This window comes from Acinetobacter sp. ESL0695 (genome assembly GCF_029392135.1).
Classification (GTDB): Bacteria; Pseudomonadota; Gammaproteobacteria; order Pseudomonadales; family Moraxellaceae; genus Acinetobacter; species Acinetobacter pollinis.
The window spans coordinates 1,124,080-1,142,939 of record NZ_CP113932.1; the positions used below are offsets into that span (position 1 = coordinate 1,124,080).

The 18,860-nt window shown below is 34.7% G+C and carries 15 protein-coding genes; 10 read left to right on the top strand and 5 right to left on the bottom strand.

Annotated features, from left to right (window positions below):
- Nucleotides 1-5 precede the first annotated feature (5 nt).
- The 7 genes from OZX61_RS05295 to OZX61_RS05325 all read left to right on the top strand — a co-directional run bounded on the left by OZX61_RS05295 (nucleotide 6) and on the right by OZX61_RS05325 (nucleotide 13,427).
- Nucleotides 6-2,450 carry a condensation domain-containing protein gene (locus OZX61_RS05295; RefSeq protein WP_277095543.1) on the top strand — a complete coding sequence of 815 codons (2,445 nt, stop codon included), beginning with the start codon at nucleotides 6-8 and terminating at the stop codon, nucleotides 2,448-2,450.
- Complete coding sequence (locus tag OZX61_RS05300) at nucleotides 2,447-5,521, top strand: AMP-binding protein (protein ID WP_277095544.1); 3,075 nt, start codon at nucleotides 2,447-2,449, stop codon at nucleotides 5,519-5,521. The genes OZX61_RS05295 and OZX61_RS05300 overlap by 4 nt, the downstream gene beginning before the upstream one ends.
- Nucleotides 5,522-5,542: 21 nt before the next feature.
- Nucleotides 5,543-8,656 (top strand): condensation domain-containing protein, encoded by a 3,114-nt coding sequence (locus OZX61_RS05305; protein WP_277095545.1) that lies wholly within the window; start codon nucleotides 5,543-5,545, stop codon nucleotides 8,654-8,656.
- A complete protein-coding gene (locus tag OZX61_RS05310) occupies nucleotides 8,646-10,262 on the top strand; it encodes an AMP-binding protein (protein WP_277095546.1) in 1,617 nt (538 codons plus the stop codon). The genes OZX61_RS05305 and OZX61_RS05310 overlap by 11 nt, the downstream gene beginning before the upstream one ends.
- A 19-nt stretch (nucleotides 10,263-10,281) precedes the next feature.
- On the top strand, nucleotides 10,282-11,583 hold the full coding sequence (locus OZX61_RS05315) for a SidA/IucD/PvdA family monooxygenase (RefSeq protein WP_277095547.1): 1,302 nt from the start codon (nucleotides 10,282-10,284) through the stop codon (nucleotides 11,581-11,583).
- Nucleotides 11,584-11,608: 25 nt separating this feature from the next.
- Complete coding sequence (locus tag OZX61_RS05320) at nucleotides 11,609-12,769, top strand: type III PLP-dependent enzyme (RefSeq protein WP_277095548.1); 1,161 nt, start codon at nucleotides 11,609-11,611, stop codon at nucleotides 12,767-12,769.
- Between the two features lie 73 nt (nucleotides 12,770-12,842).
- A complete protein-coding gene (locus tag OZX61_RS05325; protein WP_195771632.1) occupies nucleotides 12,843-13,427 on the top strand; it encodes a GNAT family N-acetyltransferase in 585 nt (194 codons plus the stop codon).
- Between the two features lie 160 nt (nucleotides 13,428-13,587).
- Here OZX61_RS05325 and OZX61_RS05330 read toward each other — a convergent pair whose 3' ends face one another.
- From OZX61_RS05330 to OZX61_RS05350, 5 genes are all read right to left on the bottom strand, one after another.
- Nucleotides 13,588-14,385: a thiazole synthase gene (locus OZX61_RS05330; protein WP_195771633.1), complete on the bottom strand. Its 798-nt coding sequence runs from the start codon at nucleotides 14,383-14,385 to the stop codon at nucleotides 13,588-13,590.
- A gap of 14 nt (nucleotides 14,386-14,399) precedes the next feature.
- The gene (gene thiS, locus OZX61_RS05335) at nucleotides 14,400-14,600 is read right to left on the bottom strand and encodes a sulfur carrier protein ThiS (protein WP_195771634.1); all 201 of its coding nucleotides are present in this window, start codon (nucleotides 14,598-14,600) and stop codon (nucleotides 14,400-14,402) included.
- Between the two features lie 6 nt (nucleotides 14,601-14,606).
- The gene (locus tag OZX61_RS05340; RefSeq protein ID WP_195771635.1) at nucleotides 14,607-14,972 is read right to left on the bottom strand and encodes a DUF423 domain-containing protein; all 366 of its coding nucleotides are present in this window, start codon (nucleotides 14,970-14,972) and stop codon (nucleotides 14,607-14,609) included.
- A 102-nt stretch (nucleotides 14,973-15,074) separates the two neighbouring features.
- Nucleotides 15,075-15,947: an RNA polymerase sigma factor RpoH gene (rpoH, locus tag OZX61_RS05345; RefSeq protein WP_277095549.1), complete on the bottom strand. Its 873-nt coding sequence runs from the start codon at nucleotides 15,945-15,947 to the stop codon at nucleotides 15,075-15,077.
- Between the two features lie 124 nt (nucleotides 15,948-16,071).
- Nucleotides 16,072-16,311: a sulfurtransferase TusA family protein gene (locus OZX61_RS05350; protein WP_195771637.1), complete on the bottom strand. Its 240-nt coding sequence runs from the start codon at nucleotides 16,309-16,311 to the stop codon at nucleotides 16,072-16,074.
- Between the two features lie 352 nt (nucleotides 16,312-16,663).
- Here OZX61_RS05350 and OZX61_RS05355 point away from each other — a divergent pair, with 352 nt between their 5' ends.
- From OZX61_RS05355 to OZX61_RS05365, 3 genes are all read left to right on the top strand, one after another.
- Nucleotides 16,664-16,876, top strand: a complete 213-nt coding sequence (locus tag OZX61_RS05355; protein WP_023272199.1) for a cold-shock protein — start codon at nucleotides 16,664-16,666, stop codon at nucleotides 16,874-16,876.
- A 105-nt stretch (nucleotides 16,877-16,981) separates the two neighbouring features.
- Entirely contained in the window at nucleotides 16,982-18,133 is a 1,152-nt protein-coding gene (rhlB, locus tag OZX61_RS05360; RefSeq protein ID WP_277095550.1) for an ATP-dependent RNA helicase RhlB, read from the top strand.
- A 146-nt stretch (nucleotides 18,134-18,279) separates the two neighbouring features.
- Nucleotides 18,280-18,858: a nitroreductase gene (locus OZX61_RS05365; RefSeq protein WP_277095551.1), complete on the top strand. Its 579-nt coding sequence runs from the start codon at nucleotides 18,280-18,282 to the stop codon at nucleotides 18,856-18,858.
- The last annotated feature ends 2 nt before the right edge of the window (nucleotides 18,859-18,860 follow it).

Here is an 18,860-nt window from a genome sequence, read left to right on the forward strand (position 1 = left end):
AAGTTATGAAATTAGAGCACCAAATTGGAAAACATGTTCAACATGTGTTGGATCTTCCAGACAGTAAAATTTCTCCCCAAGATAATCTTATTGAATACGGGCTACATTCGCTAGCAATTATGCGTTTGGTAGATATTTTTGAAAAAGAATATGAGGCAAAATTATCTTATATTGATTTTGCTATGGCACCCTCTATTGAAGATTGGGTCAAAATTATTGATGATACAAAAGAGAGTAAGACAAAAAATTTAATTGATTTTCCAACGCCTTATGTAAATTTATCAGAAATGCAGTATGCACATTGGGTAGGGCGACAAGGCGAAAATGCATCTTCTCATTTGTATATTGAATTTGCAGGAAAATATTTAAATATAGAAAGGCTACAGCAAGCATATAGACAGTTATTACAGTGTCATCCCATGTTAAGTGTATCAATTGCACAAGGTCAGCAATCTATTCAAAAGTTGACTGAAACGGGTATACGTATAAATGACTTAACAAAAGTTGATGAAATAAAAGTTAGTGAGTTTCTAGCACAACAACGTCAAAACATGACACATCAAAAACTTGATATAGAGTCAGGTCAGATTATTGATGTTCGAGTGACAGTTCTACCTAATCAACATCATGTATTGCATATTGATACAGATATGTCAGCAATTGATCCACAAAGTTGCTTTATCTTAATTCAGCATTTATCTGATTTATATTCAGAAAATGAGAAAGATTTATTATTTATGAGTAATAAATCGAGTGTACCGTATTTTGAATATATTCAAGCAAAAGATACGCAGCGAGAACAACAAAAGAAATATGATGAAAAATGGTGGAAATCACGTTTAGAAAATATTTCAGACATTCCCGCATTACCTTATATTGCAGAAGGGTTAAGAGATCAGCCTAATTTATTTACAAGAGAGGCATTTAGTTTTAATGCCTCCGATACGCAAGTTTTAGTAAATATTGCCTCTGAATACAACATATCAGTAGAGTTAATCTGTTTAACATTATTTGCAGAAACAGTTGCTTTATGGTCATCTGAAAATCAATTTCGTTTGAATCTGCCATTTTTTTCTCGTGAGAAATATGGAACCTGTACTGACCAAGAAATAAGTCATATGGTTGGTGATTTTTCTAATATGTGCTTATTGGATATTCATGCAAAAGCAGGTGAAAAATTCTCGGAGAGTTTAAGTCGTATTAAACAAAATTTAGAAGAGGTGTATCTACATTCAACGTATACAGGAGTAGAGGTTTTACGTGATTTATCTAAATATCATCAACAATTAGAAACGGCACCGATTGTATTTACCTCAGGATTAAATTACGGCGAAATCATTTCAAATCAGGTACAAAAGCACTTTGGCCAACCTATTTGGTGTATTTCTCAAGGTTCTAAAGTTGATCTAGATGTACAAGTTGCGTTAATCAATGAGAAATTAGTCATTAATTGGGATATTCGAAAGAACGCATTTCAGCAAAAAGTTATTCCTGAAATGTTTAAATACTATATTTCAAGGATTCAGTCATTTATCTTAGATAAAGAGAAAATTCATTCAATTCCTGAGTATATATTACCTACACCTCACACACTGTTAAATGAAGATGAATTAAATTTACCCTTCAAAGGTGAACACTACAGTGTAATTCATGGATTAGATACATGTTGTCCATGTTGGGTGATTGGATATTTGGGTATCCAAGTTTCAGAAGAAAATTTATATAAATTTGATCCATCAGATCTTATAAATATTCATGGCCAATATTGGTATAAGACAACACATCAAGCTTACTTTAACGATCAAAAAGATATCTGTGTGGTTTCTGAACTTAACCCACAAATAAAGCGAAATGGCTACTGGTTAAATCCAAACGATATTGCAGAAAAAATTGCATTACACCCAGCAATTCAAAGAGTAAAACTATTCCCTATTAAGAAGGGTGAAAAAAATACACTTGTTGCATTGCTTGTATGTGCATTGGATGAATCTCTAAGCTATACAAACCTTTTGTCTATTTATACAGCATGTCTAAATACACAGGCACTTCAACCTGAGCAGTCGTATATCGTTTCTGAAGATGAAATTGATCAAGTAAACACTGAAAACATCGAAGCTCTTTTAGCAAAAAAAGTACCTATTGAAAGTCAAAAAGATATATCAGCTTTAGAAAAGGTTATTTATTTCATGATGTGTAGTGTTATTGGCATAGCTACTGAGCAAGAAGATGACATAAATATCGACTTTTTTGAATATGGTGGTGATTCATTATTAGCAACTCATTTAATTGCTGTGATCCAAAAATATTTCAAAGATAGTGGTTTGACGATCGTTGATATTTTTTCTCAACGTACCGTATGTAATATCGCTCATATTATTGAAGAAAATTTACCAAATACTGCACACAAGATTGCAAGTGTATTTTTACAAGTAATGGAGGGGAAAAAATGAGTAAACATATCCCTTTAACTGCAATGCAAAAAGCATATCTGCTTGGAAAATCAAAACAATTTCCATTAAGTCATTCATCTATGCATGATTTTAGAGAGTTTAGAGGTACGCTTAGCTATAAGGCATTTATTGAGTCTTTAACACGTTTAATTTCTTGCTTTTCAACACTTAGAACAAAAATTGATGAGAACTCTTTAACTCAAACAGTATTAGATAAGATTTCAATTAAAGATCACGTTGATTTCATTGATTTAAGTTTGCTGAATTCAATTGAAGCCAATAATAAACTAGATGTCATTCAGCATGAATATAAACATTATTTACATCAGCTAGGTACTCCACCATGGCGTATGGCATTTATACAAATGCCTCAAGATGCGGAAGATAAAACAGTTATTTTTACAAGTTTTGACGGACTGATTATTGATGGATTTTCAATTTCTTTATGTTTAGAGCATTTGTTTAATCCCAAAATAGAGCCATTGGAGATGGATAATGGTGAGATTACTCATTTAAAAACAGAAGTTAAAGAAATCGATAAACAGTTTTGGCAGACTGAGTTAGGACACTTAACAGATATACCGCAATTTCGATGGGAAATACCTTTAGAAAAAATTGCAAACCCTAGATATTTACGTTCTAGTACATACGTTGAATATCACATATGGCAAAAATTTTCAAAAATAGCGTCTCAGCAACGTATATTACCGAATGCATTATTGACGACGATCATTTTAGAAACTTTATCTAAGTGGAATGAAGATCGTGAAGTTTTAGTTTCTATACCTATTTCTAATACTGCTATACAAGATACAGTTTCAAATCATTCATCTTTTGTTGTCTTACACTATAAGCATGAAGAGCGCCTTTTCTTAAATAGTCAAAATGTGCAGAAAAAAATAATGCAGGCGATGGCACATAGCTCATTTTCAGGTGTAGATATTTCAAAACAACTCATTCAACAAACACAGGCCTCTATTGTTTTACCTATTGCGTTAACGAACGGCTTGGCTTGGAAGAAGCCTGTAGATTATCAAGAAATTCGTTATATTGCAGGACAAACACAGACACCACAATTGGCTTTAGATATTCGTTTAAGTTTTGCATCGAATAATGATTTAGTTATAGATCTAGACTATGTAGAACAAGCAATTTCAAAAAACACAGTGGATGAATTACGAAATGCTTTAAGAACGAGAATTATTGAGCTAACTGGTTTGGAAAGTTTAGAAAATGTTCAGGCTAAACCGCGTATTCTGCCGCCGTTAGAAATATCTGAGGTATCTCAGTTAGATATACCTTCTATAGAAAGTTATTTGGAACGTATTGAAAGAAACCTATTTACTTCTTCATTACATAAAACAGCATTGGTTTATAACGGCAAAAATATTTCTTATGAGGAATTGGCAAATAATATCTTAAAAATTCGTCAGGCCTTTGAAACACTAGGTTTAAAAGAAAAACAAGTCGTTGCCATTTGTTTATCTAAATGCCCTGAACATATTTATGTGACGCTTGCATGTGCACTTTCTAACATTATTTGGCTACCTGTAGACATGGATTCTCCAGAAGTACGCCGTAAATATATTTTAGAAAATAGCAGAGTTGATTTAGTGGTGGGGGAGCAACCATTTGAAAATCTACCATTTTTAAATATTCATGATGCTGTAGAGTTGCAACATAGTGGTTCTTATCCTCATTGGACGTATTTAAATGATAATTCTCCAGCTTATTATTTATATACTTCAGGAAGTACAGGCATACCAAAATGTGTCGTACTGAACAATTTAGCTACATCGAATACGATTCAACAATCTATTGATTTGTGGGCTATTGATTCTAAAGACGTCCATTTGGCTGCAACACCATTTCATCATGACATGTCATTGTTCGATATATTTGTACCTTTGTCTGTTGGTGGAACTTTAATTATTCCTACTTTAAAGCAAGCAAAAAGTGCCATTGATTGGGGGGTATTAATTGAACGATATTGCGTAAGTATCTGGTGTACTGTTCCTGCAATGGCAGACATGCTTTTGACAGCAACCGAGCCACATCAATTAAAAAGTTTACGTTTAATTAGTCAAGGGGGTGACTATGTTAAACCTTCTGTCATTCAAAAATTTAGACAAATATTGCCGACAGCGAGGCTAATTTCGATTGGTGGGCCAACGGAAACAACAATCTTAAGCATATGGCATGATATTACTCTAGAGGATCAAAATATTATTCCGTACGGTAAACCGATTGCTCACAATACTTATTATATTTTAAATGATCAAGGTGAACCTTGTCCTATTGGTGTTGTAGGACAGATGTATATGACAGGGGTAAATCTTTCAAATGGCTATTTATTAAATGGAGAACTTAAACAACAAGATTTTTGCCAACTTAATACAGAAGATGGTGAGTTTAAACGTGCATATCGTACGAGCGATCGTGGTTACGTAAATAAAGAGGGTGTCATTATTTTTGCAGGTCGTAATGACGGTTATTTAAAGATACGCGGGGTACGTATCGCTGCATCCGAAGTTGAAAATGCGTTGATGAAGCATACAAAAATTAAAGATTGTGTGGTAATGACGTGTACTAATCCAATGTTTGATGGTAATGAATTGGTTGCAGTTTATCAGTGTACTGATGTTGAAATACATGAAGCCAATACACTTCAATTGAGATCTTTTTTATTAAAAGCTGTACCTAACTCCCATGTGCCGACGCGTTGGTTATGCCTTACTGAGTTTCCTATCACTCGCAATGGTAAGGTCGATCGGAAAGAGCTACAAAGAATAGCGCAAGAGACTATATATAAGAAATACGTGCAAGATGAACCAACTAAAGATCATCAGCTCCATGAAGTGATTACTTTAATTGAGAGTGTAATTAAAAAGCCAATAGCAATGGATGAGCAAATTTTATCTGTAGGTTTAACGCCACAGTATATCAATCAAGTGGCAAAGCGTTGTACATCGCATTTTAACTGTTTTATCGACTATTACACTTTAGCGAAATCTAACACTGTAAATGAGGTTGTCACTTCTATTCGTCATCAACTTAAGTTAAACCACTAAAATTTTTAAGGTATGAATATTATGAATAACCATCAAATGATGATGAGTGATGATCTATTCGCACGCTTTGAAAAAGAGTTAAATATTCAAGGTCTATCCAAATCACCTGTAAATAATAATGATCTTAATGTCGATCTGAATTTAAATAACGTCTCTATTGCAGAAGAAAGAGCATGGATGTTACATCAACAGAATCCACTTTCTGGTTCTGGCCCATTTGTTACGGCATTTCATCTTAAAGGTAAGATCAATATTGACCGTCTGATACAAGGCATTAAGTCTTTATATCGGGGTAAATCAAATTTAAATCTTTCGTATTTTGTAGATGAATTGGGTCATCTTAAAAAACGACATCAAGATTTATCGCATCTAGAGGTTCGGGTTGAGCCGATTCAACATGACGTAGACGCAATTGATAGATTATTGGCCGAAATTGAAGTGCCTATGGATTTAACTACGAATCCTCCAGTTCGGTTTATTTTATTTCCTAAAACAGAACGCGAGCTTGTTTTAGGAATTGTAGGGCATCATATTTTATTAGATGATACCGCTTGGAAACCTATATTTGATCATTTAAGCTATTATTATTCATTACAAAAAAACCTGAAAGTTGAACATTTAGGTCATGTCAAAACATTTGAGAATGCTAATCTCGATCGTACATCCTATTGGCAGCAGCAATTCGAAAGTGGGTTAAAAAAAGTCTCTTGGCCCAGAATGTTTCTTCATTTGATGCAGCCTCAGAGTATCATCAAGACCTATGGCGTTCAGCAGGAAACCATACACAAGAAAGTAAATCGTGTTGTTACACATGTAGATGGAACAGAACTAAAGGCATTAAGTGATAAAGCCCAAGCATCTGTAGTACATACTATGACCTCATTATTTGGTTGTTATATCCAATCCATTTTAGGTTTAGATGATATAGATCTATTTATTCCTGTTGTAGAGAATTATGACATTACAGGATTGGATCAAATTTGTTCGAGCTCTAATGTTATTCCAATTCGTTTAAGTGGAGTTGAGCAGGGTATTGAAGCGCATATTAGAAATACACGTAACCAAATATTAGAAGGGATTTCGCACAATTTATCTATTGAACAAATTTTGTCAATTACAAAAACAAAACGTCAAGATATTCCCAATATCTTAGTTACACAGTTCACAGATGCAACAACCTACTTAAATCTAGAGGGTGTTGAAGCAATATCTATTCCGATTCCACCTATAGATGCTGACTATGACCTCACATTGGCATTCCAAATTCAGGGTAATCAATTACAAATTGAATTAACCACTGGAGAAAAACTATCTAGACATATTGCACCTTGGTTATTAGAGCAATTTATTCAGTTTTTTACCCAAAGTGATTATACAAAAAAAGATTCTATTTTTCAGTTAAATGCTTCTGTAGAGCCTGCGTCTAAAGCAGATATCTACCATGCTGTGCCTTTGCAAGAAAAATTGTTAACAGATAGTCAGACACGTATTGCAAATATTATTCTTGATGAGTTTAGGAATGTTTTGGCAATGCCTGAACTTTCACTACAAGATAATTTTTTTGATCAGGGCGGTCATTCTATTCTAGCGACACGTGTGATTGGAAAATTACAGAGCCAACATCAGATTGAAGTAAAAATAGCTGACTTTTTTAATGCACCAACTGCGTTTGATTTGGTGCAGTATGCTTCTTATCGTGAAGATGCAGATCAGAAAGGTCGACGTTATTTCGACCCCAAAGAGGAAATTCATGCACCCATTACAATATTACAAAAAGAATTTATGGGATTCTCTGATCAAGGGCGTGATGCCATTTTTAACATTCCTTTTGCATTTCGCTTAAGTGAATGGGTAAATGAAGATGCATTTGAGTTGGCATTTAAGGATATTTTAGAAAGACATCATGCCTTGCGCAGTATCTTTATTTTTCATACCCAAGATGATATTTCACAAACTGTTATTCCAATTACACAGTTAGATCAGTACCCTTGGTTCTTTAAATCTAATGCTCAGGGACAGCAAAGTGCGAATGATGTTCTTAAGCAGGAGGCTAATCATAGCTTTGATTTAGAAAAAGAGTTTCCAATTCGTGTTAGGTTTTTGAAAGATGAAGATGGTCAGCATATTCTATCTTTACTTATTTATCATATTGCAATGGATGAATGGTCTACAGGAATTTTAATTCAAGAGCTATTTGAAGCATATAAGAGCAGATTAGTCAATCAAGCGCCTATCTGGCAGAAAACTCCAAAGCAATTTCATGAGTATGCTGTAGAACAAGATGATCTAGAGTTAAAAGCACATTTGGCACATTGGGTTAAAACCATTGGTAAGTTAAAAAAACAACCACCTTTACTCCATGAAATGAATGTAGATACAGATTTTCTAGATGATGTCACAGGTTCAGCAGTCGAATTTAGCCTAAATAATTTACAAGTAGATGAGTTATATCAGCTTGCAAAACAGAATCAATCTTCAATTTTTTATGTTGTCTATGCCGCAATTGTTTTAGCAATTCACTTTATAGATGGGAATGAAAAAATACTAACAGGTACGTCTGTCGCATGCCGAGATCATGCGGATTACCAAGATACCATTGGATATTTTACCAACGTTGTTATGCATCATACTCAATTTGATGAAACCATGTCTATTTCACAGCTTATACAGCAAGTACAAAATAATATTTTTAATACGCTTCCTTATGCAGATGTTCCTTTTGCAATGGTAGAAGCCCATGTTCGTGATGAGAGCGAAACTTCCACAGATAGTCCTTATGAAGTTTATATACAACTTCATGCGAAAAACTTGCTCACAGGGACTTTTGCAACAGCAGATAATCATCAAATTGGTTTTGAGCTTATTGAACCTGAAAGAAGTAGTTCAAAGTTTGGTTTACATTTTGAAGTTTATGAAGAGCCACTGTCTGAAAAAGAGAGATTACGCGTTGTCATTAACTATCGTACACAGCGCTATAACAACGCACAAATTGAATGTATTCAGCAAGTAACGTCTCATGTATTAAACGGTTTTCTGCAAAAAACATCTATAGAAGAGCTGGATGTGATGCAATTAAGAAGATATTTAGCAATCCATATGACATCGCACGATCAAGGAGCACATCATGTTTCTTAAAGATGATATTAGTCATGGTTATGTTCCATTTCCAGAAAAACGAGCAGCATTTTATAAAGAGCAAGGCTGTTGGGAAAATAGGACTCACTTTGACCTTTTGAAAGAAAATGCAAATAAATTTAGCGATAAAGTAGCAGTCATACAAAATGAAAAACAGCTTACTTATCAGATGCTGTACGAATATGCCATACATTATGGCAGCTATTTAAAGCAAAAAGGTATTAAAGAAACTGATTTTATACTGGTGCAATCAGCAAATGTTATTGAAGTATTTGTTGTTATATTCGCCCTATATTATATCGGTGCACGTCCAGTCTTTTGTTTAGATGGCCATGGCTCGTATGAAATTGAAAATATTGCGAAACAAAGTCGGGCTGTCGGTTATATTCGTATTGTTGATCAGAATAATCAAAAAGATGCTCGCCTTATTACAACACAGTTTAAACAGCCTAATTTCTCTTTATGGTTTCGTCAAACAATAGTCAGTCAAAACACATTCTCTGAATCTTTTTCAATGTTGGCAGATATTCCTAAAGACTTTAATTTAGGTACTCAAGCGACATCTACAGATATTGCTTTTCTACAACTCTCAGGTGGCACAACAGGGTTACCTAAGTTAATTCCAAGGACGCATGCAGATTATATTTACTCTGTGAAAGAGAGTGTTATTGCTGCTCATTTGCATGATCAGATTAAACAGTTGATTGTGCTTCCTGTAATGCACAATTTTACAATGAGTTCACCAGGATTTTTAGGTGTATTTTATGTAGGTGGAACTGTTGTTCTCAGTCAGCAATCTCATCCTAGAGTATGTTTTGAAATTATTGAAAAATATAAGATTAATCAGGTTTCAGTTGTGCCAGCTATAGCAAATTTGTGGGTAAACTCTGAAAGTAGATCTGAATACGATTGTTCAAGTCTAAATGTAATTCAGGTCGGAGGTGCAAAATTATTACCTACACTTGCACAAAAGATTGTAGATATTTTTGATGTAAAACTTCAGCAAGTATACGGTATGGCAGAAGGACTTGTGAATTTTACTTCCTTAGATGACAGTTTAGAAATTATTTTAAACACTCAAGGCAAAAAACTTTCTATATACGATGAAATTCGTATTGTAAATCATAAGGATGAGATGGTCGAATTAGGGCAGCAAGGTCTGATTCAAACGAGAGGACCTTATACGATTAATGGTTATTATAATTTGCCTGAAATTAATCGCCGTGCATTTACGGAAGATGGTTTTTACAAAACAGGTGATATTGGGTATCTGGATAACTTAGGAAATATTATTGTTACTGGTCGAGAAAAAGAGCAGATTAATCGTTCTGGTGAAAAGATAACTCCAAGTGAAATCGAAGAATTTTTATTACATCACCCTGTCATTAAAGATGTTTGTGTCATTGGTGTTGAAGATCAATATCTAGGTGAGCGTATAAAAGCACTTATTATTCCAAAACAAAATGATGACCAAATTACACTACGAGATATTCGTAAGTTTTTGATCAATAAAAATATATCAAATTTTAAAATTCCAGATGAAATTGAGATTGTTACAGATTTTCAATATACCCATGTTGGGAAAGTTAACAGACAAAAACTGTAATAATCAGGATGAATACAAAATGAATAAAGAGATTATATATGACATTATCGGTGTCGGTATTGGCCCATTTAACCTAAGTCTAGCGTGCTTAACAGATGATATAGATGACCTAAAAACGGTTTTTTTTGATAGGAAAGAATGCTTCGATTGGCATAGTGGCATTATGCCAGAATGGAGTACGTTACAGATTCCTTTTATTGCCGATTTAGTGAGTTTTGCAGATCCTACAAATAGATTCTCCTTTTTAAATTATTTAAAAGAGACGAATAACTTATATCAGTTTTTTATTCGAGAAAGCTTTTATATGTTGCGATCTGAATATAATCAATATTGTAAATGGGCATCTCAACAACTGCATAATCTTCACTTTAAAACTAATGTTGAATGCATACAATACGATGCCGACCTTCAGCACTACATATTGACTGTGAAGCAAGAAAATAGTCAAAAGACTTCACAATATTATGCAAAAAATCTAGTTCTAGGTACTGGTACAACGCCTATTATTCCAGAGTTTTGTAAAGGAATGTCTCATAAAGTCCATTCAAGCGCAGACTATATGCATCATAAAGAAGATTATGGCAATAAAAAGTCAATTACCATTGTCGGTGGAGGACAAAGTGGTGCTGAGATTTATTATGATCTCTTATCGAGTATAGATACAAGCCAATATCAATTAAATTGGATGACACGATCTGCACATTTCTTTTCAATGGATTTAGGGAAGCTTACGTTAGAGTATACCTCGCCAGATTATACGAATCATTTTTATTCTCTTCCTCAGCAGAAAAGAGATGATGTCATCAAATCTCAAAGTGCATTGTATAAAGGCATTGAAATTGGTTTAGTCAATCGTATATATGACCAACTTTACTTAAAATCTCGTCCTTCACCATTATCGACACGATTAATGCCAAACAGTACTTTAGAGTCTGTAACAGAAACAGAAAATGGTTTGGCACTTGTTTTTTATAACTCAGATACAGATCAGAAATTTAAAATTCAATCGGATATTCTTATCTTGGCATTGGGTTATGAATATAAAATTCCTAAATTCTTAGAGCCTATTCACCATCTAATTTGCTGGGATAAAAAAGGCAGAATGGAGGTGAATCATCATTATGCAATTAACGCTATTGAAAATATTTTTGTTCAAAACGTAGGTCTATATTCACACGGATTTACAGTGCCAGATTTAAATATGGGTTGCTATCGTAACGCAATAATTATTAATCAAATTTTAGGGAAAACGGTCTTTCCTATAGAGCAAAGAATTGCTTATCAAGAATTTAAGCCATTACCTGAAGAAATTATTAATTAATATTTATTAACTTTTGGACCAACTTATGAAACTCCCATCTTATTTTTCACCTCATATTTATGATTTTATAGAAAATTTATCAGAAGAAAGAGAAACACCATTTTTAGTACTTGACTTAAATGTAATTGAAAGTCGTTATCATGAGCTCAGACAGGGTTTTAACAATACACATATTTATTATGCTGTTAAGGCAAACCCAGCAGATGAAATTATTGAGCGTTTGGTTCATTTAGGTTCAAATTTCGATTTGGCCTCAGTCAATGAATTAAATAAAGTTTTAAAATTTAAAGTAGAGCCATCTCGTCTTGCATACGGTAATACAATTAAGAAAAAACAAGACATTCAATATTTTTACGATCATGGAGTGAGGTTATTTGTAACAGATGCAGAGGCAGATTTACGAAATATAGCAACATATGCTCCTCATTCTAAAGTTTTTTTTAGACTCTCAATTGATTGTGCTGAAACTGCTGATTGGCCATTATCAAAAAAGTTTGGCTGTGATAGTGATGCTTTAATAGGACTGGCCATTTTGGCAAAAGAGTTAGGTTTAACACCTTATGGAATTTCATTCCATGTAGGGTCACAGCAAAGAGATATTCAGTCTTGGCAACATGCAATTACTGAAACAAAGGCCATATTCGATCAATTACGTGATAAACACGATATTCATTTAAGTATGCTTAATTTAGGAGGAGGTCTGCCTGCACATTATCGCCAGAAAACTGAAACTTTTAATAAATATACATCCGAAATAAATGAATATTTAAAAGTATTTGATGAATATGAACTTGAACAAATTATGATTGAACCTGGTCGCTCATTGGTTGGCGATGCGGGTATTCTTATCTCAGAAATTATTCTTATTTCTCATCGTCCGAAATTGGGCTGTAAGCGTTGGATTTATACCGATGTAGGTGTATTTAATGGACTCATTGAAACCATTGGAGAGTCTGTGGAATATCCTGTTTTATCTAACAGAACAGGAGAGGTTGGCTCAGTCATTATTGCAGGGCCAACTTGCGATAGCATGGATATTATGTATCAAGACAAGGATTATGCGTTGCCTACCTCATTAGAAATTGGAGACCATTTGTATTGGATGTCTACAGGCGCTTATACAACCAGTTATAGCTCAATTGAATTCAATGGATTTTCTCCTTTGAACTATTATGTATTGAAATAATGATATGACATTCGGAGGAAATAGTGACTCTCCCGGATGTCAAAGTTCTATGTTGTATTTAAGGATATTTTAAATGGAAACAATTTCTCAAAAATTACCTCAGCGCTTTATTTATCATGAAAAAAATATACGATATGGCCTAAGGGAGGTCGTTTTAAATCAGGATTTTCCACTTTTATATAAATGGATGCATGAACCTCATGTGATTCAACAGTGGCAAATGGATAAACCAGAGCTAGAATTAAAAGTATATTTTGAAAGAATGTCTGTAGATGACCATCAAAGGTTATATATTATTCAGATTAATGATAGAGATATTGGTTATTTAGAAATATATGAGGCAGCAAGAGATCGGCTGGGTTTATATTATTCTGCAGATTCATCCGATTTGGGTTGGCATATTTTATTCGGTGAAACTGATGTGGTTGGTCAGGGGCATTTTCGTGCAGTAATGCGTATGATGAGTTACTTTATTTTTGAAAATTCGTCTGCAAAAAAGATTGTAGGTGAACCAGACGAAAATGTGAAATCATATTCCTATGTTGAAAAAGAAATTGCGTTTGAACCTCAATGTAAAATTCAGTTGCCAGAAAAAGTAGCGGTTTTATATCATTGTTTTAGAGAGAAATTTTATCAAAAAAACGGCCATTTAAGTTGAAATTTAATTGTAGATATTTAAATGCAAGAAATTGAAGGACAGGTAAAGCGCATAACGATAAGGTAACATTCATTAGCTTTAGAATAATAAGTAATAATAAAGCTACTTTTGATAGAGAAAACATAAAAAGAGAGCAAGATAAGCTCTCTTTTTAGTTAGATTACTTAAAGAAATATCCAGTTTCTGGAGAGCTCGCATTTGCCATACGTTTTCTTTGCATGCGCCCAGCTAAATAAGCTTCTCGCCCAGCTTCCACAGCTTTTTTCATGGCAGATGCCATTAAAATAGGATGTTGTGCTTGAGCAATTGCAGTGTTCATCAATACACCATCACATCCTAACTCCATTGCAATCGCTGCATCACTTGCTGTACCTACGCCAGCATCTACCAACACCGGAACCTTTGCGTTCTCTTTAATAATTGAAATAGTATGTGGGTTAAGGATTCCCAACCCTGATCCAATCAGGCTACCAAGAGGCATAATGGCAACACAACCCATACTTTCAAGTTCTTGAGCAACAATAGGATCGTCAGATGTGTAGACCATGACTTCGAATCCATCATCAATCAGAGTCTGTGCTGCTTTTAAAGTATGTGTAATATTTGGATATAGAGTTTTTTCATCACCTAAGACTTCAAGTTTTACCAGATTATGGCCATCTAGCAGTTCACGAGCAAGCATACATGTGCGTATGGCTGTATCTGCATCGAAACAACCTGCTGTATTGGGCAAAATAGTATATTTTTCTGGTGGAATTACTGAAAGTAAGTTAGGTTGATTGGGATCTTGTCCAATATTTACACGGCGGATTGCTACGGTAACGATTTCTGCACCGCTCGCTTGAATTGCTAAATCTGTTTCTTGTAAATCTTTATATTTTCCCGTGCCAACTAGAAGTCTAGAGTTAAAAGTACGAGAGCCGATTTGAAGTGAAGTATCTTGAAATTGATTTTCCATGAATGAACCTTTAATTAACCACCACCAACTGCTTGAATGATCTCAATTTTATCTTGAGCCTGAATGGTAACGTATTGTAGTTTAGATTTGGGGATGATTTGTGCATTTACTTCAATAGCAAAGCGCTTTTTTTCAAGTTGAAGGGTATGAACTAGGTCTTGAAGTGTTTCACATGGTGTTTCAGTTGCTTCACCATTTAATATAATGTGTTTCATATCATCTTATCCTTTAAATTTAAGTGCATTCCATGCCAGTACAAGCCAGCCTGAAATCATAAATAGGCCACCAATAGGGGTAATTGCACCTAAGATACGGGGAAGTCCAAAACTCATAAGATAAAGAGAACCACAGAAAAAAATAATTCCAGTTTGAATAAGAATAAAACTTATTTTTATAGGGAACATGGGCGCTGCTTTTACTAAAATTCCCAAAGCAAGCAATCCCAGTGCATGGTAGAAGAAGTACTCCGTAGAAGTATGCCACCATGTAAGCTGTTCAGCAGTCGCTCTCGATTTTAAACCATGTGCACCGAAAGCACCGACAATTACAGCAAAGGCCAAATTAAATGCAGCAATTGCTAGCCACATAATAAGGTATCCTCTAAAGGTTATAATAAAGAATTATAACTCAATTTAGCTTTACCTTGGAGACATAAAAAAAGACCATCATAAAGACAGTCTTAAATAAAATTAATTCGAGGACATAGCAACTTTAATTTTTTCCATTGCATTTTTCTCAAGCTGACGTATACGTTCAGCAGAAACATTATATTCAGATGCGAGTTCGTGTAATGTCGATTTATCATCATCAAGCCAACGGCGCTGAAGAATATTTCTAGAACGGTCATCTAATTGTCCCATAGCATTCTGCAGGGCTGATGTACTTTGTTCTTCCCAATCTTCATCTTCAACTAAACGTGCTGGGTCGTAGCGATTATCTTCTAAATACAATGATGGTGAGTAAGATTGTGCTGAGCTATCATCTTCATCATCATTTTGAGTTTCAAAAGCTGCATCATAGGCGGTAAGACGACCTTCCATCTCTAAAACTTGTTCTGGGGTAACATTTAAGTCATTAGCGATAGATTGTGCTTCTTCTAATGTTAATTTTTTACTGGATTTTTTTAGGCTACGAAGATTAAAAAATAATTTTCGCTGAGCCTTTGTTGTTGCAATTTTAACAATACGCCAATTACGAATGACGTATTCGTGAATCTCGGCTTTAATCCAGTGTACAGCAAAAGAAACTAAACGAACGCCCATGCTTGGGTCAAAACGTTTTACTGCTTTCATGAGTCCAAGGTTTCCTTCTTGAATAAGGTCACCTTGGGGTAAGCCATAGCCTGCATATGTACGTGCAATATGTACGACAAAACGTAGATGAGACATTACTAGCATTTTTGCAGCATCTAAATCTTGATCGTAAAAATATCGTTCTGCTAACTCTTTTTCTTGGTCGGCAGAAAGTATAGGAATTTGATTGACAGTACTTATGTATGCACCGAGATTCACACCTGGTGCAGACAATGACAGGGGCATCAATTGATTGCTGCTGTCAGTCATGAACGCTCCTTATAAGGATTAGTCGTACCAATGGTAATTATGATAAATCTGTTTGTTGATAGAATTAAGACGAAAAGCGTAGAGAAATGTAAAAATATACATTCATATTCAAAATCGATACCAATTAGACTTTTCGTTGAATAATGTAGCAATATTCGTATTCGGAAATTTGTTGAGTATCACATATCAATTTATGAATTTGACAATACCTCAGAATATCTATTTCACTATTTGGATCGGAGGCATGTAAACGAATCTTTTGTTCTGGTAAAGCATGTTTTAATGCGCGTTTGAGCATAAGTAAGGGCATAGGACAGGGTTTGTCCATAGCATCGATATATAATGAGTCTTCGCTTAGATTCATACAGCATAATATGAATATTTATGGGTTGGCTTTTATCTTAACAAAAAATATAGCATTACAAAAGAGAGAAAATTAAAAGTATATCAGTATGTTGTTAGATATTTGAATATTTATTGAAAATATTGTACCAATTAAATGAGAAGCATGTTACTCTCGAAAAGTACTTAGGGGGTTGTTGTACGATTATCGTATACATAAGCTTAAGGCAATTTTGGATGTAACCGGATTTTGTTGATAGTTTTACAGAATGATTACAAGCTTAGAAATTATAAATTTTTTTAAACCTTGTTTTGTTTACTCTGCTGTTTGCAACACCGGGTGGTCCTTTTTTTATATCACTGAGGATTGACTTATGACAGTACGTGAACAAGGCGTAGTAAAATGGTTTAACGACACTAAAGGTTTTGGTTTTATCCAACGCACTGGTGGTGATGATGTATTTGTTCACTTCCGCGCAATTCAAGGCGACGGCCACCGTTCTTTACGTGACGGCCAACGTGTTGAATTCAGCGTTGTACAAGGTCAAAAAGGTTTTCAGGCTGAAGAAGTTCAACCTTTAGACTAATTCATATTTAGTAAATCACTAAATATAGCGCTCCAATTGTTATTTAATTGGGGCGTTTTTGCTATAATAAGGCTTTGTTTTTGCCGACTTAGGGATAAATGCGTAATGTCATCTGGTTTTGAAACCTTAAATTTACATCCACAGTTACAACAAGCGATTCATGCGCTTGGTTTTAAATCTATGACACCCATTCAGGAAAAGGTTTTAAAGTTTACACTTGCAGGCCATGACACGATTGGTCGTGCGCAAACAGGAACAGGCAAAACTGCTGCATTTTTAATAAGTATTATTAATGATTTACTGAATAATCCGATTCAAGAGAAAAGATACCGTGGTGAACCAAGAGCACTTATTTTGGCACCAACACGCGAATTGGCCTTACAGATTGAGCAAGACGCAAAAGACCTGATCAAGTTTAGCCAATTAAATGTAATGACATTGCTGGGGGGTGTAGATTTTGACAAGCAACGCAAACAGCTTGATGCAAACCCTATTGATATCATGGTTGCTACGCCAGGGCGTTTGATTGATTTTGCAGAGCAAAAAGAAATTTGGTTAGATCAAGTTGAATTTCTTGTGATTGACGAAGCAGATCGTCTATTGGATATGGGGTTTATCCCAAGTGTGAAAAAGATTGTCCGTTTCTCACCTAAAAAAGAGCAACGCCAAACTTTAATGTTTTCTGCAACATTTAGTTATGATGTTTTAAATTTGGCAAGACAATGGTTATTTGAACCAGTGACTGTTGAAATTGAGCCAGAGAAGAAAACAAATGCAGATGTCGAGCAACGTATATATGTAGTGGCGGTAGAAGATAAGTACAAACTTCTACAAGAAATTTTACACCAAGAACCCATTGAAAAAGTGGTTATTTTTGCAAATAGAAGAGATCAAGTCAGAACAGTTTACGATCAACTTAAAAAAGATAAATATAAAGTTGTTATGCTATCTGGTGAAATTGCACAAGATAAGCGTCTTAAGATGTTGGACCAGTTTAAAAATGGTCAGCACAACATTATGATTGCAACAGATGTCGCTGGACGCGGAATCCATGTAGATGGTGTATCTCATGTTGTTAATTACACACTTCCTGAACAATCTGATGATTATGTTCATCGTATTGGTCGTACAGGTCGTGCTGGGACTCGTGGCGTTAGTATAAGCTTTCTTTCTGAAGAAGATGCTTTTTACTTATCAGATATTGAAAAAGCGATTGGGCAGAAATTACCTCTAACTCGATTAGATGGTTATTGTTAATACATAAAATCCCAGAGAAATCTGGGTTTTTATTTTTAAATACATGTATTTATATTAAAATGTTTTTTCTTGCGAATTAGGGTAGAGTATATTTTTAGGAGTATGCTACTCTAAATTAATCAATTTATTTTCTCAAGATTTATAAAATGACATCAGCTATTGACGTAGTACATCAGAATATTCATGAACGCCAATCTATCGGGCATTTAGTAACGCCAGCACCAAATACACAACAGTTGGAAATGGCTTTTCAAGCAGCACTGGCTGCACCAGATCATCATCGTTTAAAACCAACGCGTTTTGTTATTGTGGAAGATGAACAACGTACTAAATTCGGAGAGTTGCTTTCACAGTCAATGGGCGACTTTGACGGTATAGATCCTGTTCAGGTTGAGCGTGTTAAAAATCATCCTTTTCGTGCGCCTACTTTAGTGTTAGCACTGACGGAATTGGTCGATCATCCAAAAGTACCACATTATGAGCAGATTCTAAGTACAGGCGCAGCAGTACAAAACTTTTTACTTTCGTTACAAGTACAGGGTTTTTCTACAATATGGCGTACAGGGGCAGTTGTTGAGTCAAGCACCCTGAAGCAAGCACTTGGACTTCAGGAGCGCGATTTAATTTCTGCAATTATTTATATTGGAACCACGGATAAAAATATCGCCCCACGTGGTGATATCGATACAGCACCTTTTGTATCAAAATGGAATTTAAGCGAGTAGAG

Coding starts and splice junctions, on each gene's coding strand:
- OZX61_RS05295 (WP_277095543.1), top strand. CDS start 6: ATGAAATTAGAGCACCAAATTGGAAAACATGTTCAACATGTGTTGGAT.
- OZX61_RS05300 (WP_277095544.1), top strand. CDS start 2,447: ATGAGTAAACATATCCCTTTAACTGCAATGCAAAAAGCATATCTGCTT.
- OZX61_RS05305 (WP_277095545.1), top strand. CDS start 5,543: ATGAATAACCATCAAATGATGATGAGTGATGATCTATTCGCACGCTTT.
- OZX61_RS05310 (WP_277095546.1), top strand. CDS start 8,646: ATGTTTCTTAAAGATGATATTAGTCATGGTTATGTTCCATTTCCAGAA.
- OZX61_RS05315 (WP_277095547.1), top strand. CDS start 10,282: ATGAATAAAGAGATTATATATGACATTATCGGTGTCGGTATTGGCCCA.
- OZX61_RS05320 (WP_277095548.1), top strand. CDS start 11,609: ATGAAACTCCCATCTTATTTTTCACCTCATATTTATGATTTTATAGAA.
- OZX61_RS05325 (WP_195771632.1), top strand. CDS start 12,843: ATGGAAACAATTTCTCAAAAATTACCTCAGCGCTTTATTTATCATGAA.
- OZX61_RS05330 (WP_195771633.1), bottom strand. CDS start 14,385: ATGGAAAATCAATTTCAAGATACTTCACTTCAAATCGGCTCTCGTACT.
- thiS (WP_195771634.1), bottom strand. CDS start 14,600: ATGAAACACATTATATTAAATGGTGAAGCAACTGAAACACCATGTGAA.
- OZX61_RS05340 (WP_195771635.1), bottom strand. CDS start 14,972: ATGTGGCTAGCAATTGCTGCATTTAATTTGGCCTTTGCTGTAATTGTC.
- rpoH (WP_277095549.1), bottom strand. CDS start 15,947: ATGACTGACAGCAGCAATCAATTGATGCCCCTGTCATTGTCTGCACCA.
- OZX61_RS05350 (WP_195771637.1), bottom strand. CDS start 16,311: ATGAATCTAAGCGAAGACTCATTATATATCGATGCTATGGACAAACCC.
- OZX61_RS05355 (WP_023272199.1), top strand. CDS start 16,664: ATGACAGTACGTGAACAAGGCGTAGTAAAATGGTTTAACGACACTAAA.
- rhlB (WP_277095550.1), top strand. CDS start 16,982: ATGTCATCTGGTTTTGAAACCTTAAATTTACATCCACAGTTACAACAA.
- OZX61_RS05365 (WP_277095551.1), top strand. CDS start 18,280: ATGACATCAGCTATTGACGTAGTACATCAGAATATTCATGAACGCCAA.